The organism is Echinicola sp. 20G (genome assembly GCF_015533855.1).
Taxonomy (GTDB): domain Bacteria; phylum Bacteroidota; class Bacteroidia; order Cytophagales; family Cyclobacteriaceae; genus Echinicola.
In genome coordinates this window covers 1,978,231-1,993,207 of record NZ_AP024154.1, presented here as the reverse complement: position 1 = coordinate 1,993,207, position 14,977 = coordinate 1,978,231, and the positions used below count along the sequence as shown (strand labels likewise).

General features: G+C 41.0%; 15 protein-coding genes. 12 read left to right on the top strand and 3 right to left on the bottom strand.

Annotated features, from left to right (window positions below):
* Positions 1-216: 216 nt before the first annotated feature.
* The 10 genes from JL001_RS08610 to JL001_RS08565 all read left to right on the top strand — a co-directional run bounded on the left by JL001_RS08610 (position 217) and on the right by JL001_RS08565 (position 9,500).
* Entirely contained in the window at positions 217-462 is a 246-nt protein-coding gene (locus JL001_RS08610) for a type B 50S ribosomal protein L31 (protein ID WP_186756068.1), read from the top strand.
* A gap of 78 nt (positions 463-540) precedes the next feature.
* Positions 541-1,743, top strand: coding sequence for a GlmU family protein (locus JL001_RS08605; RefSeq protein WP_200975708.1), 1,203 nt, complete (start codon positions 541-543; stop codon positions 1,741-1,743).
* A 14-nt stretch (positions 1,744-1,757) separates the two neighbouring features.
* Positions 1,758-2,903 (top strand): hypothetical protein, encoded by a 1,146-nt coding sequence (locus JL001_RS08600; RefSeq protein ID WP_200975707.1) that lies wholly within the window; start codon positions 1,758-1,760, stop codon positions 2,901-2,903.
* On the top strand, positions 2,900-3,343 hold the full coding sequence (locus JL001_RS08595; protein WP_200975706.1) for a RimK/LysX family protein: 444 nt from the start codon (positions 2,900-2,902) through the stop codon (positions 3,341-3,343). The genes JL001_RS08600 and JL001_RS08595 overlap by 4 nt, the downstream gene beginning before the upstream one ends.
* A complete protein-coding gene (gene rimK / locus JL001_RS08590) occupies positions 3,340-4,248 on the top strand; it encodes a 30S ribosomal protein S6--L-glutamate ligase (RefSeq protein WP_200975705.1) in 909 nt (302 codons plus the stop codon). The genes JL001_RS08595 and rimK overlap by 4 nt, the downstream gene beginning before the upstream one ends.
* On the top strand, positions 4,248-5,183 hold the full coding sequence (hemC, locus tag JL001_RS08585; protein WP_200975704.1) for a hydroxymethylbilane synthase: 936 nt from the start codon (positions 4,248-4,250) through the stop codon (positions 5,181-5,183). Before rimK ends, hemC begins: the two co-directional genes overlap by 1 nt.
* Before the next feature lie 3 nt (positions 5,184-5,186).
* Positions 5,187-6,029: a peptidylprolyl isomerase gene (locus tag JL001_RS08580; RefSeq protein WP_200975703.1), complete on the top strand. Its 843-nt coding sequence runs from the start codon at positions 5,187-5,189 to the stop codon at positions 6,027-6,029.
* Positions 6,007-6,939, top strand: coding sequence for an SDR family oxidoreductase (locus JL001_RS08575; RefSeq protein WP_200975702.1), 933 nt, complete (start codon positions 6,007-6,009; stop codon positions 6,937-6,939). The genes JL001_RS08580 and JL001_RS08575 overlap by 23 nt, the downstream gene beginning before the upstream one ends.
* Before the next feature lie 245 nt (positions 6,940-7,184).
* Positions 7,185-8,804, top strand: coding sequence for a sodium:alanine symporter family protein (locus JL001_RS08570; protein WP_200975701.1), 1,620 nt, complete (start codon positions 7,185-7,187; stop codon positions 8,802-8,804).
* Positions 8,805-8,909: 105 nt separating this feature from the next.
* Positions 8,910-9,500, top strand: coding sequence for a porin family protein (locus tag JL001_RS08565; RefSeq protein ID WP_200975700.1), 591 nt, complete (start codon positions 8,910-8,912; stop codon positions 9,498-9,500).
* A 54-nt stretch (positions 9,501-9,554) separates the two neighbouring features.
* Here JL001_RS08565 and JL001_RS08560 read toward each other — a convergent pair whose 3' ends face one another.
* Positions 9,555-10,121, bottom strand: a complete 567-nt coding sequence (locus tag JL001_RS08560) for an AraC family transcriptional regulator (RefSeq protein WP_200975699.1) — start codon at positions 10,119-10,121, stop codon at positions 9,555-9,557.
* 143 nt (positions 10,122-10,264) lie between these two features.
* Between JL001_RS08560 and JL001_RS08555 the strand changes: the two genes are divergently transcribed.
* On the top strand, positions 10,265-12,262 hold the full coding sequence (locus tag JL001_RS08555) for a thiamine pyrophosphate-dependent enzyme (RefSeq protein WP_370567358.1): 1,998 nt from the start codon (positions 10,265-10,267) through the stop codon (positions 12,260-12,262).
* A gap of 63 nt (positions 12,263-12,325) precedes the next feature.
* Here JL001_RS08555 and JL001_RS08550 read toward each other — a convergent pair whose 3' ends face one another.
* A complete protein-coding gene (locus tag JL001_RS08550; protein ID WP_200975698.1) occupies positions 12,326-12,916 on the bottom strand; it encodes a DUF3244 domain-containing protein in 591 nt (196 codons plus the stop codon).
* Positions 12,917-13,521: 605 nt separating this feature from the next.
* On the opposite strand from JL001_RS08550, the gene JL001_RS08545 reads away from it, so the two are divergent.
* Complete coding sequence (locus tag JL001_RS08545; protein ID WP_200975697.1) at positions 13,522-14,229, top strand: hypothetical protein; 708 nt, start codon at positions 13,522-13,524, stop codon at positions 14,227-14,229.
* Positions 14,230-14,286: 57 nt separating this feature from the next.
* Here JL001_RS08545 and JL001_RS08540 read toward each other — a convergent pair whose 3' ends face one another.
* A complete protein-coding gene (locus tag JL001_RS08540) occupies positions 14,287-14,871 on the bottom strand; it encodes a hypothetical protein (protein WP_200975696.1) in 585 nt (194 codons plus the stop codon).
* Between the last annotated feature and the right edge of the window lie 106 nt (positions 14,872-14,977).

Genomic DNA, 14,977 nt, shown 5'->3' with positions numbered 1-14,977 from the left:
ATTTTGAATACTTCCATCACCGAAAGCCCTTTAAAAAGAAAAAACCAGACTAGGTAATGATAAAGTGCTCGATTTTTCAGAAATTTGGGCACAAATAGATCATTGAATGCCTTCTGGTTAAATAATTCATTGATAAACATTTGGACGCTTTTATAAAAAAGGATAACTTTGTGCCTCCATTTGAAAAAGCGACATTTAATATAAATAGGGATTACCATGAAAAAAGACATTCATCCAAACTACAGAGAGGTTGTTTTTTATGACACTTCCAGTGAATATAAATTCATTACCAAGTCTACAATCGAAACTAACGAGACTATCACTTGGGAAGACGGGAACGAGTACCCAGTTTACAAAATAGAAGTAAGCTCTAACTCTCACCCATTCTACACTGGTAAGAAGATGCTATTGGACACTGCTGGTCGAGTAGAGAAATTCAACAGAAGATACAAGAAGAAGTAATCAATTACTTTTCTGTAAAAAAGCGTTTTAAAAGTCTCTTGGAAATTGTATTCCGAGAGACTTTTCTATTTTTGTAGCATGGAGCCAATTACATTATTTGACGACCCTGCATTCCGCGGTTCGTTATTACCGTTTACTTTTACGCGCCCCGTGGCTGACATTCGCGTGGGGATATTGAAGATCAAAGAAAAATGGGAAAAGTACCTGCAAACTTCTGCTGGTTTTTTCACCCAGGATTACCTGAAGGACAAATTCCCTCTTATTGAAGAAAGCAAATTATTCATCAACGGTGGACTTTGCCCTGACCATGGGCTGGTCACTGCCATCAAAAACCTCAAAAAAGGTCAGGCCATTTTCAAAGATCAGTATTTACTGGCTGCTTATGTGGACCAACCTGATGATTTTTCTATTGACGAGATCAAAGAACAAACTGAGCAAATTCAATACGAGGGAGAAATCACCTTGATCCATCGTAGTTGGCACATCTTCCAGCACAATGCTTTGGAGATCAGAAAAGACTTTGTATTGATTACGGCGAATAGGAAATCTATAGGAATCCATGACAAACACACTATTGTCTATAACCCTGAGATGGTCTTTGTGGAAGAAGGAGCTGAAATCAGAGCAGCGGTGCTTAATGCTGAAAATGGCCCCATTTATATTGGCAAAAACGCACAGGTTCAGGAAGGCGCTTTGATCAGGGGACCTTTTGCATTGTGTGAGGGATCAGCAGTAAGTATGGGAGGAAAAATGAGAGGAGACACTACCGTTGGCCCTTTCTCCAAAGTAGGAGGAGAAGTTTCCAATTCGGTTATCTTTGGCTACAGCAACAAGGGCCACGACGGATTTATGGGCAACACGGTAGTTGGCGAATGGTGTAATTTCGGAGCTGACACGAATATATCCAATCTAAAAAACAATTATGCCCCAGTAAAAATCTGGGATTACACTAAAGGAGGCTTCAGCAATACAGGACTGCAGTTTTGCGGGCTAATGATGGGTGACCACTCCAAGTGTGGCATCAACACCATGTTTAATACGGGCACCGTAATAGGTGTTGGAGCCAATGTATTCGGAGATGGCTTTCCACGTAACTTTGTCCCTTCCTTTGCATGGGGCGGGGCTGCAGGCTTCTCCACTTTCCAGTTCAGGAAGTTTGAAGATACCGCCAGCAAAGTCATGGAGAGAAGAGGGCTCACATTTGATCAGCAAGAAGAATCAATCCTCCAAAGGGTATTTGAAATGACCCAAGCTTATCGTATTTGGGATAAAAAAGTCTAAGCAAAAACTAACCAATGCTATTTTCATCCATACCGGGCTTACAGGAAACTAAAGAAAAACTAATCCAGGCCATCAACAACAATCACCTGGCCCATGCCTTGCTATTTCACGGACCTGAAGGGGCTGCCAATTTAAAAATGGCTTTGGCTTTGGCCACATATGTCAATTGCGAAAACAAAGGTGATCAGGATGCCTGTGGCACTTGTAGCTCCTGTCAAAAAATGGCAAAGCTCATTCATCCTGACTTGAATTTTACTTTTCCCGTGCCCGGCAGCTTGGTCAAAGAAGATGATGATGGAAACAGCAAAAAAACAGACATCCTTGCCCCCTGGAGAGACTTTGTGTTGAACAAGCCGTATGGAAATCTCCAAGACTGGATCTATCACAATGGTTTCGAAAAGAAACAACTCAATATTTCCAAAGCGGCTGCAAAAAAAATCATCCAGACCGTATCACTAAAATCCTTCGAGGGAGGCTACAAAACCATTTTGGTTTGGATGCCGGAATTAATGCACACTGCCGCTGCCAATGCTTTATTGAAAGTACTGGAAGAGCCGCCAGAAAAGACATTGTTCCTGATGGTAGCCCATCAACCTGAGCAATTGCTGACAACCATCCTTTCCAGAACCCAAAAAGTATTGGTTAGGGCTTTTACAGATGATGAAATTAAAGACCATATTATATCAGAGGGCTTAAGCTCCAGAGAAGCAGCCCTGCAAATTGCTCCATTGGCCAATGGAAATATGCGTGAAGCTTACCGATTGGCTGACCAAGTAGTCGATGAAAACACAGCAAAATTTCGCGATTGGATGCGAATTTGCTTTACTTTAGACATTAACAATATTATGTCTTGGTCAGACAACTTCCAGACTATTGACAAAGAAGGGCAAAAAGCGCTTTTCCTCACTGGTTTGAACATTTTACGCGAGAGCCTTTTGAAGAGAAGCCAACTGGAGAATCTCATGAGAACAGCCCCTTCTGACAGGGAGTTTATTGAGAATTTCAGCCTCAATGCCATGACGGAAGACAAGATCATGAGTATTTATCAATTGCTCAACACGGCCCATTATCATTTAGAAAGAAATGCAAATGCGAAAATTCTGTTTGCCGACCTTTCTTTTGACATGGCCAAAGTTCTAAGACGAAAAGAACCTGCATGAAAAAACATGTTATTGGTAGAAGAGAAAAAATAAGCCTTCCAGAATGGGACTTGTTCATGATTTCCGCTAAAGTGGACACCGGTGCCTACACCAATGCCATTCATTGTGAATGGATGGAAGAAAAAGTAATTGATGGTGAAGAAGTCCTGGAATTCAAATTGCTTTCTCCAAAACACCGCCTTTTTAAAGACACTACCTTTAGGACAAATAGATATAGTCTCAAAAAAGTCAAAAACTCTTTTGGAGGAGCTGAATTAAGGTATAAAATCACTACCAAAGTGGTGATGTTTGATGAGGAGTTCGAGACGGAATTTACCTTGTCGGACCGTTCTAAAATGCGAAATGCCATTTTATTGGGCAGAAAAATGCTTAAAGGCCGGTTTATCGTAGATGTCGATGAAGCCAACCTATCCAAAAAATCAAAAGCCTCACAGAAATGAGAATAGCCGTATTATCAAGAAACCCAAATTTATACTCTACAAGGAGACTAAAAGAAGCCATCGAGGCCGCTGGGCATGAAGCCTTGGTCATTGACCATTCACTATGCGATTTGGTGATTGAGCAAGAAGGACCTTCCATCTTCTACAAAGGAGAAAAGTTATCCAACATACAAGCCATTATCCCAAGAATCGGAGCATCAGTCACCTTTTATGGTACGGCTGTAGTCCGTCAGTTTGAGCTTATGGGCACTTTCTCTGCCGTGGAATCTCAAGCCATTGTGAGAAGCCGAGATAAACTTCGAAGCCTACAAATTCTTTCAAGAGAAGGTTTAGGGATGCCCAAAACAGCCTTTACCAATTTCTCTAAAGGGGGCGAAAAACAATTGATTGACCAAGTTGGTGGAGCACCTTTGATCATCAAATTGCTGGAAGGCACCCAAGGCCTAGGGGTTGTTTTGGCAGAAACCAGAAAAGCAGGTCAATCTGTAATCGAGGCATTCCATGGGTTGAAGGCAAGGGTTATTGTCCAGGAATTCATCAAAGAAGCGAAAGGAGCCGACATCCGGGCTTTTGTGGTCAACGGAAGAGTAGTTGGTGCCATGAAACGACAGGGAGAGGAAGGCGAATTCAGGTCCAATCTTCACAGAGGAGGAAAAGCCACAGTCATCAAGCTTTCAGCAGCAGAAAGAAAAGCAGCATTGGGCGCAGCAAAAGCCTTGGGATTGACAGTAGCTGGAGTGGACATGCTCCAATCTGCCCGGGGCCCTTTGATCCTAGAAGTCAACAGTTCTCCCGGACTGGAAGGCATTGAAAAGGCCACAGGAATCAATATTGCAGGAAAAATCGTTGAATTCATCGAAGCTTCCGCCAACAAAAAAACAACTAAAAGAAAAATCAAAGAATAATGCAGCCTATCAAAATAGGAACCAGAGGTAGCAAACTTGCCCTGTATCAAGCTTATCACATTGCAGACCTGCTTAAGGAAAAAGGACTTCAAACAGAAATTGTCACGATAGAAACCAAAGGAGACAAAATTCTCGATGTCTCCATTTCAAAAATCGGAAGCAAAGGGGTTTTCACTGAAGAATTGGAAGACCAGTTAGCATCTGGCGAAGTGGATATTGCTGTTCACAGCGCCAAAGACATGCCTTCCAGTTTACCTGAAGGTTTTGAGTTAATCTCTTTTACGGAGCGTGAAAAAGTAAATGACATTATTCTCAGCCACAAAACTGACATTGATTATAAAAACCCGGAAAAACCTTTATTACTGGGCACTTCTTCTACTAGGAGAGTTGCCACGTTGAAGCATTTCTATCCCCATATCCAAACCGTAGAAGTAAGGGGCAACCTACAGACCCGTATTAAAAAAATGGAATCCGGAGTTTGTGATGCCTTACTTTTGGCCTATGCTGGAGCGCATAGAATGGGGTATGATGACATGATCCGTCATGAACTTTCTCTGGATGAATTTACCCCTGCGGTAGGTCAGGGAAGCATAGCAGTAGAAGCTTCGCACAGACTGGACAGCGACCTTAAAAAACTTATCATTGCAGCCACCCACCATCAAGAGACAGGGTATAGGTTGGTTGCAGAACGCAGCTATCTAAAAGTATTGGAAGGTGGATGCAGCATTCCTGTCTTCTGCTTGGCCAACTATCAAAATGGGACAATTTCCCTCAACGGTGGCATTGTAAGCCTAGACGGCCAAGAAAGAATACAGCACAGTATTTCTGGCGCTGCTGAAAAAGCTGAAGAGCTTGGCAAAATGCTGGCAGAAAAAGTGATCCAATCCGGTGGAGACAGAATATTAGCAGAAATCAAAAGGAACCTTAACAAGTAACTTATGAACAAGAAACTTTTATGGTTTGCCTGCTTGCTACCATTGGTATTCTCATGTGCTTCTGAAAAAGATGCTTTAATCAAAATTCACACACGTCATGGAGACATCTATGCGATCCTGTACGACGAAACCCCAAAACATAAAGCCAACTTCATCGATCTAGCGGAATCCGGCCGTTTCGATTCTACTGAATTCCATCGGGTCATTGAAGATTTTATGATTCAAGGAGGCGATGTTTTTACCAAGGAAGTATTACCGGAATCTGAACAATACACCATTCCAGCGGAGTTCAACAAAAATCTCATCCATGAAAAAGGCGCCATAGCAGCTGCTCGCCAGGGTGACAACATCAACCCGGAACAACGCTCCAATGGCAGCCAGTTTTATATTGTGGAAGGAAAAGTTTATACTGAGTTAGAGTTGACCACAGACATGAAACGGCTACAAAAGTATTTCATGAAATACATTACTTTGGAAAGTAGAAAGGACTTGGCCAAGCGCTACGTGGAACTATATAACTTTGGAGATTTTAATGGAATGACCCAATTGATGCTTTCCAAGAAAGGCGAAATGGAAGAGTTCCTCAATATCAACTTGGACAAAAAGCTCACGCCACAACAAATTGACACCTACACCACTGTCGGTGGCACACCTCATCTAGACGAAGAATATACTGTATTTGGCAAAGTCATCAAAGGAATGGATGTGGTGGAGAAGATCGCTGCTGAAAAGACAGACGATATGGACGTACCAGTTGATCCTGTCTATATCACGGTAGAAGTAGAAAACATCTCAAAGAAAAAAATCACCAAAGAATACGGTTTTGAATACGCAGAAGAACAATAAACCATCTATCTTAATTACTGGAGCCAATGGACTTTTGGGACAAAAGCTGGTAAAGCGCTTGATCGAAAAAGGTTCATTTGAAATTATCGCTACGGGAAGGGGAGCTTGCAGGCTTCCTGCCTCTTGGAAGGATTACACCTATGCTTCTATGGACATCACTTCTCAGGAAGATGTCAAAAGTGTCTTTAACAAATTCCAACCGGACCTAGTCATTCATGGTGCTGCCATGACCAATGTGGACCAATGTGAAACAGAAAAAGAGGCATGCTACCAACAGAATGTGGCTGCAGTGCAACATATCATCAAAGCTTGTGAGCAACATGACTCCTACATGGTTCATGTCTCTACTGACTTTATTTTCGATGGGGAAGATGGGCCTTATGATGAGGCTGCCAAGCCAAACCCGGTCAATTATTATGGTGAGACCAAATTATTGGCAGAAGAGCTGATCCAACACTCAAACATCAATTGGGGGATTGCCCGGACCGTGCTGGTTTATGGTATTTCCCACGATATGAGCCGCTCAAACATTGTACTTTGGGTGAAGAACTCTATCGAACAGGGCAAAGACCTACAACTGGTAGACGACCAGCTCAGAACCCCTACGCTGGCCGAGGACCTAGCCGAGGGTTGTATTTTGATGGCAGAACAAAAGGCTAGGGGTATTTTTAACATCTCCGGGGAAGAGTTATTGACCCCTTACGACATGGCAATAAAGACGGCTGACTTTTTTAAATTGGACAAATCCAAGATCAATAGAACAAACTCAAGTACCTTTACCCAGCCAGCAAAAAGACCCCTAAAAACAGGTTTTAACATTCAAAAAGCTAAAACTCAGTTGAATTATCAGCCAAAAAGTTTCAATGAAGGGATTGATATTCTAGCAAAACAACTTAATTTAGCTAATTGAAAAAATTAATATTTATTTGAAGAAGTCCAATTTCTTCTCCTCTACTATGAAATTCACTCCCAAAATAAGTTATTATCTATGCTATGAAGGATGCATTCCCAACCAAGGAAAGCGCCTATTGGCAGTCTGATATATTGGAAGGATGGAAATAGAAAAGTGGAAAGATAGGAATTGGGTTTATGAACTATAAATAATTAAAAATCTAAGTTTTAGACTCAAATATACAATTCAAATTTAAACTCACTATGTATAGAAAACTTCTATCCTTCTTAATTTTTCTACTTCCCGTTTCTCTATTTGCCCAAGAGGCTGCTCCTACGGAAGAATTAAGTTTTGGACAAAGAATAGACCAATCCTTTCAGCCAGTTGCAGACGCTTGGGAAAGTCTGGTACTTTATCCCATTCCAATTGGCGAATACAACATCCCCTTCATCCTTATTTTACTAGTAGTAGGTGCTACTTTCTTCACCATTTATTTTGCCGCCCCAGGTATCACAAAGATGCCATTAGCGATCAACACGGTCAGAGGCAAATATGACGATATGGAGAAGACTTATAAAGATCCTGAAAGCGGCGATATCGTAGTAGATGAAAGCAAAGGAGGAGAAGTAAGTCACTTTCAAGCCTTGGCCACTGCAGTTTCTGGAACAGTGGGACTTGGAAATATCGCTGGTGTAGCTGTTGCCATTGCCCTTGGTGGGCCTGGAGCCACTTTCTGGATGATTGCTTGTGGTATCTTAGGTATGAGTACAAAATTTGTTGAATGTACACTCGGAGTAAAATATAGAGATATTGAAGATGACGGAACGGTACACGGCGGACCAATGTACTACCTTTCTCGCGGCTTGGGCCATGACTTGAAGAAAGGTCGTTTGGGACAGTTTTTGGGAGGCCTATTTGCTGTACTTTGTGTGGGGGCTTCTTTTGGTGGCGGTAATGCTTTCCAATCTAACCAGGCAGCTTCCCAGCTTTCAAATTTATTGGGTATCAATTTCCAAACCAATGGTTTTTGGATAGGCGTTGGACTTGCCGTTTTGGTAGCCATTGTGATCATTGGTGGTATCAAAAGAATCGCTAACATTACTGAAAAGATCGTTCCCTTTATGGCCGGTGTCTATGTATTGGCCTCATTGGTCATCCTAGGAGCCAATTATGACTATATTGACGATGCCTTTGGTTTGATCATTGAAGGAGCATTCACACCAATGGCCGGACTTGGCGGGATGATGGGTGTCATCATTGTAGGCTTCCAACGTGCGGCATTCTCCAATGAAGCGGGAGCTGGATCTGCAGCCATTGCCCACTCCGCTGTAAAAACCAAATTTCCTGCCAGTGAAGGGGTGGTAGCCTTATTGGAACCACTTATCGATACCGTGATCGTTTGTACCATGACCGCCTTGGTCATTATCTTTTTCAATATTGACGGTGGTTTGAAAAATGTAGAAAGCATCTTTAATTATGGTGGAGATGGAAGTGGAAATGTAATCTTAAAAGACGGCGGCGCATCTGTCGGTGGAGTAGAATTGACCACTATGGCTTATGACGCAGTAATCCCTCATTTCTCCTATGTATTGACTGTAGCTATTATTTTGTTTGCTTTCTCTACCATGATTTCCTGGTCTTATTATGGGCTTCAATCTTGGAAATTCTTATTCGGAAGAAGCAAAGCAGCCGACCTTACTTATAAAATGCTCTTCATTGCTTTTATTGTGATTGGTGCATCCACTACCTTAAATGCTGTCGTGAAATTCTCAGATGCCATGATCTTGGCACTGGTATTCCCGAACATGATCGGGCTTTTCTTCCTTTTCCCTAAAGTGAAGAAGGAACTGAAGAGATACACTGATGCTATCAAAAAAATGTAACGCATAAACTTTCGTTTATTAAATACCTTGCCATACTTAAATGGCAAGGTATTTGAATTTAATGGCGATAGTATATAAATCTTATCAAGTAAAAGCTCCACAGTAATGAAAAAAATTTGTCTTGTAATTATCGCAATCCTGGGGATCAGTGCTTCTCTTCAAGCTCAGGACTTTTCCATTGGCCCTAAGCTGGGTATTTCTCAAGGAAACATCAAAGTAAATGGTGATGGATATGAAAGCGGAAGTGATAAGTTCGGTTATCATGTAGGTGCCTTTGTCAGAATGGGCGGCAACTCACTTTATCTCCAACCAGAAGTTCTTTATGTAAATACAGGTGGTGAAATCAAAGAAACCCAAGGAATGGAAGAAAAAACCTATGAAGCATCCTTCAACCGTCTTGATGTACCTGTGATGCTAGGATTTAAGTTAGGAGATGTCTTTAGAATCCAAGGAGGTCCAGTGGCCAGCTTTCTTCTGAATTCAGAATTTGAGGACGAACTTAATGGTGCAACTGTTCCAGATTATAAAAGCTCGACCATCGGCTATCAGGCCGGTATAGGTGTAGACATCGCCAACATGATCATTGACCTGAAATATGAAGGATCTCTAAGCAAGCAGGCAGAAAGCATTGCTGGACTGGAAACTGATCAAAGACAAAATCAACTGATACTATCCCTTGGCCTCAGGTTGTTCTAAGCCAAAAAGCCATTGATAAAAATGCGGATGGAAAATGATTTTCCATCCGCATTTTTATTTTATCTCATCCAAGCCTACACGAGGTTTTTCTTTCATTTTCTTATAGGCTGAGGGCGTCATGCCTGTTACTTTTTTAAATTGATTGGAAAGATGCTGCACACTACTGTACCCTAGCCTCCAAGCAATCTCACTAAGCTGTAATTCTTGATTAAAAAGTAACTCCTTGGTCTTCTCCAGTTTTAACCGAATAAAAAATTTCTCAATGGTTATTCCCTGATCTTGGCTGAATAAATGGCTGAGCTTACTGTAATCCTCATTGATTTCATTGATCAGGTAACTTGACAAATTCAAAGATGTAGGGATCTCTTCCTCCTGAAGCAGCTGATAAAGCTTACTTTTGACCTTCTCAATCAGTCGGCTCTCTTTCGTCCTAATCAGCCCAAAGCCCAAGGACTCCAATTCACCTTCCAAATGTTTTTCCTGCTGATTGGTCAGGGCATGAGAGACAGTCACCTTCCCTAATTCAATCCTACTGATCGGCACCTCTAATTTGCTAAAAACACCCTCAACTGCCATGATGCAGCGTGGGCAAACCATATTTTTGATCAAAATCTCTGACATACTCTATAAACTGATCTTTATTACAGGAAGTTCGGAAATTTTCTTTCTCTACATCACTTAAGGTTAGATAAAATCCTAATCCATTAATAGCTTTGCTTTCAAATAATCTTCCCTTATTTTGGACTAAGCATGGCCCCAATACTATGAGCAATAAGACTATCAAGATGACCTTTGACCGAAAATCCATGGATGACAAAACGCTTTTGGATCTCTACCGCTCTTTGCTTCTTCCCAGAAAGATAGAAGAAAAAATGCTTATCCTCCTGAGGCAGGGAAAAATCAGCAAATGGTTTAGCGGATGGGGTCAGGAAGCCATATCCATTGCCGCGGTGAAGGCCTTGGAAGAAGACGAGTTTATATTGCCCATGCACCGAAATCTGGGTGTATTTACAGGTAGGGATATCCCTTTGGAAAGGCTCTTTGCCCAGTTTCAAGGAAAAAAGTCAGGTTTTACCAAAGGCCGTGATCGATCATTTCATTTTGGATCAATACCCCATCATATCGTAGGAATGATTTCCCATCTCGGCCCTCAACTGGCCGTAGCCAATGGAATTGCCCTAGCCCATAAGCTCAAAAAAAATCCGAAGGCCACACTGGTTTTTACTGGAGATGGTGCCACTTCTGAGGGAGACTTCCACGAAGCACTCAATGTGGCTGCTGTCTGGCAACTTCCCGTTATTTTTGTAGTAGAACACAATGGCTATGGTCTTTCAACTCCCAGTGAGGAGCAATTCATATTTAAGCAGTTTATTGATAAAGGCCCAGGTTATGGGATGGAAGCCATCAAAGTGGATGGCAATGATATTCTAGAGACTTACCAGTGTCTGAGCAAACTGGCAAAAGACATCCGCAAAAAACCACGTCCCATTTTAGTAGAAGCCATGACCTATCGAATGCGGGGCCATGAAGAAGCTTCTGGCACTAAGTACGTACCTACAACTTATTTCGAAGAAGGCAGCTCAAAAGACCCTGTGGAGAACTTTGAAGCTTTCTTGATATCGGAGGGCGTCTTAAATCCGAAATCCCAATCAAAGATTATCAATGAAATCTCAATAAAGATTGAAAAGGGACTGGAAAGTGCTTTTGCAGAAATGAAGAGTGAAGCTTATAGTGAAGAAGAAATCGGCGACCTTTATAAGCCTTTTGCTTTCAATCCTAGTGCAGCCGATCACAATCAAACCAGCGAGAAAAGATTTGTTGATGCAATCAGCGATGGGTTAAGGCAAAGCATGCAAAAATTCCCTGAGCTGGTTCTTATGGGTCAAGATATCGGCACCTATGGTGGTGTATTCAAAATCACAAATGGCTTTATTGATGAATTTGGTAAAGAAAGAGTCAGGAATACCCCACTTTGCGAAAGTGCTATCATCGGGACGGCCCTGGGGCTTTCCATCAATGGGCATAAAGCCATGGTGGAAATGCAGTTCGCCGATTTTGTCAGTTGTGGTTTTAATCAAATCGTAAACAATCTAGCCAAAATCCATTACCGATGGGGGCAACATGCAGATGTGGTCATTCGCATGCCCACTGGCGCAGGCGTTGGAGCTGGTCCATTTCACTCCCAATCCAATGAAGCTTGGTTTTTTCACACTCCTGGTTTAAAAATTGTCTATCCATCTTCTCCTTTTGAGGCCAAAGGACTGCTTGCCACAGCCCTTGAAGACCCCAATCCCTATTTATTCTTTGAACACAAAGCACTTTACAGGGCCATCAGCGAGCAGGTTCCTGATAATTATTACACCTTGGAAATTGGAAAAGCAAACTGGGTCAGGGAAGGGAAGGATGTAAGCATCATTACCTATGGCATGGGGGTACATTGGGCCAAGGCTGCAATGGAGGAAATGGATGTCAATGGAGATTTACTGGACCTAAGAACCTTGCTGCCTTGGGACAAAGAGGCGGTAAGGAAAACTGTTGAAAAAACGGGCAAGGTAATTATCCTACATGAAGATTGCCTTACTGGAGGAATTGGCGGAGAAATCGCAGCTTGGATAGGTGAACACTGTTTTGAGTCACTGGATGCACCAGTGATGAGGGAAGCCAGTTTGGACACCCCAATACCTTTCAGTTCAAACTTGGAAGAGAACTTCCTTCCCAAAAATCGCTTCAAAGAAAAACTTCAACGCTTACTGGAATATTAAAACAAAAAAAGAGGCTGCCCCTGATACTGACAGCCTCATGCCCAAACCTATGCTAATTTGGGATTAGAAATAAATGTATTTCTTTCTCCCTTGGGCATCCTTGATCCGTACATATAAACCTTCCACATTTCTGTTGGTAATTTTATAATCTCTTTCAAAGCCTTTCTCAACTTTCACATGATCACTGGCAATTTTATTGTTGCTCTCATCGAAAATATCTACTTGAGTACCAGCCTGCTCAATACCAATAACAGTCAGGTTAATGGTGTGATTATCCGAAGCTTTACCGAAGGCCACAATCGGCATTTCAAAAACCACTTTTTTCTCCTCAGTTTCTACGTTATAAATGGCTACTTCGTCCTTAGTTTTGATTTTGATAGAGTAATCCCCTTCTGGTAATTCTGAAAGATTGTAAGGAATCTTCATAGGGGTCTTCGCATTGTATTTATTTCGCGCTAGGAGCTTATTGTCCTCATCTAAAATGGAGACTATTACTTTGCCTACTGGTACCTTAAAAGTGATGTTTACTTTTTCATTGGTTGCCTCGACCATGGTTACGGCCATAAGACTTTCTTTCGCTGGTGTTTCTGGTTCTGAAGCTTTTGCTAGGAATATCATTCCAAATACAAAAATTGATGTTAATAATGCTTTCATGACGGTGTTTGTTTATTTTTTTTGAATGTTATTGTTTTTGATTTCAGTTGTACATCCACTAACACCAATTGCGTACCATACCAATTTCACCCTCTTTTATTTGGAAAAATTTATTTTTTCAAAATGACTAAAATGTTAAAAGTTATTGATTTCCCCCTCTTTGGCATGGGGCAAAAATCCATACACCTGTATCAATACAGGATAACTGTTCGCAAAATTGATCGAAAACAGTACACGTTTGATCGATTCTGCGCTAAAATCCGTCTTTCAAATTATTGTTCTAACATCAAAAAATTAATATTTATTATTTTAATTTTCTCTTAAATTTATTTTGCCCTTCCTCAAAAAAGACTGTACGATTGTTCTATATCGGACAGATTACTGTACTAATGTGACACAAAATCAAGCATATTTTCACCGTCCCGTCTATAGTTTGGCACGCATAATTGACTCAATTTCTTCCTCAAACCTCTCAGACTAACTCTTTTATCAAGTGCTTTTTGACCATCTCATGAACTAAAAACCATAATTACCGAACTGAAAACCATTTGGAGCAATATGGCATAGTGATTGGCCTGTTGCCTCGAAACTAAACCAACTATATTATGAAAAAGCAATTATTGTTGATTGGTCTTTTGGCCGCGGGATCTTTTGCCTTTGTATCATGTGACAACAATGATGAGGGTGAAAAGCCAAAAGCGAGTGTATCAGTGAAAGCCAGAGCTATCGCTACCAACAGCCAACCGGATGAAAATGCTCGAATGATCTCAGGAGCCAATATTATCAGTGCCAATGCTTCTATTGCCAACCTAAGTATTCAAGGAGAAAGTGAAAACAATTCAGGAATGCAAGTACCCATTGAACAAGGAGCCACTATCAACTTGGGATTAATAGAAAGCGCCCTTCCTCTTAGTCAAAGCCTCGGGAATATTATGGTAGACCAGGGAACTTACTCCAAAATCTCATTCCAGTTCCAAAGTGACGATGTTTTGCAAGAAGGTGATGACATGTTCAACAAAACATTGCAAATTCAGGGAAATGTAAATGAGCAACTGTTTACCATTTATACAGACACAGAGGAAATGCTTGCGGCCAAAGCAGAAGGAGGAAGCATAAAAATTGAAGGGAGTCAAGATCTTTATCTCAACTTTAACCTGAACAAGCTACTAGAAAATGTAGACCTCACTTTGGCAGTGGACGGCAATAATAATGGAACCATTGAAATCGAGCCTACCAACATGGATGGCAACAGGAATATTTACCTGACCATTATAGGCAATTTGGAAAATGCCTTGAGCATCTCCAATGACTAAAAATGAAAAAGGCGCTTTGAAATAATCAAAGCGCCTTTTTGTTGTCTTGTATTATGATTAAAGAGCAGAGATGTATTTACCCTGTCCTTCTTCATTTCTAACTTCAAATACCAAGTTATCAAGAGAAGCTACTTTTTCGAATTTGAAAACTTTTCCAAATTTGTTTCCGTCAAATTCTTGTTCGAAGATCACGTTACCTTGGTCAAGGATTCTTACAAACTTCTTGGACTCATCTGTAGACTTCACCAAGAAAGCGATGTTGTTATCATCAAGGACTTTTACCTTTGTAAAGAAGTCTGCTTTTACTTTTTTAGTACCTACAAAAAGGTCTTTGTTCTGAATAGTTCCTTGCTCAGGAGTGAATACTTCAAACTTGTACTCTCCATCAGCCAAAGCAGAAAGGTCATACTTTTTAGCGAAAAGCTTGTCGCTTGAAATGATATCTTTGAAAATAACTGAGCTGTTTTCATCCTTGATTCTTACAAGTACTTTGCTGCTTGGTACAGCCAAGAACTTCAACTCAACTTTTTTGTCTCCTACTTTCTCAATTTTTACTGTTTTTTCATCCAGGTCAGAACCTGTTTTCGCGAATGTACTTACTGAAATACTTAACGCTACTAGTGTTGCAATAATTAATCTCATTTTTTAGAAATGTTAATAGGTTTTGAATTTTTTTAAACCTCCAAGTCTCTGATGAGCACTTGTATTTTCCTAGAGGCTAATTATTTTGGGTGCTTTGTTTGATCAT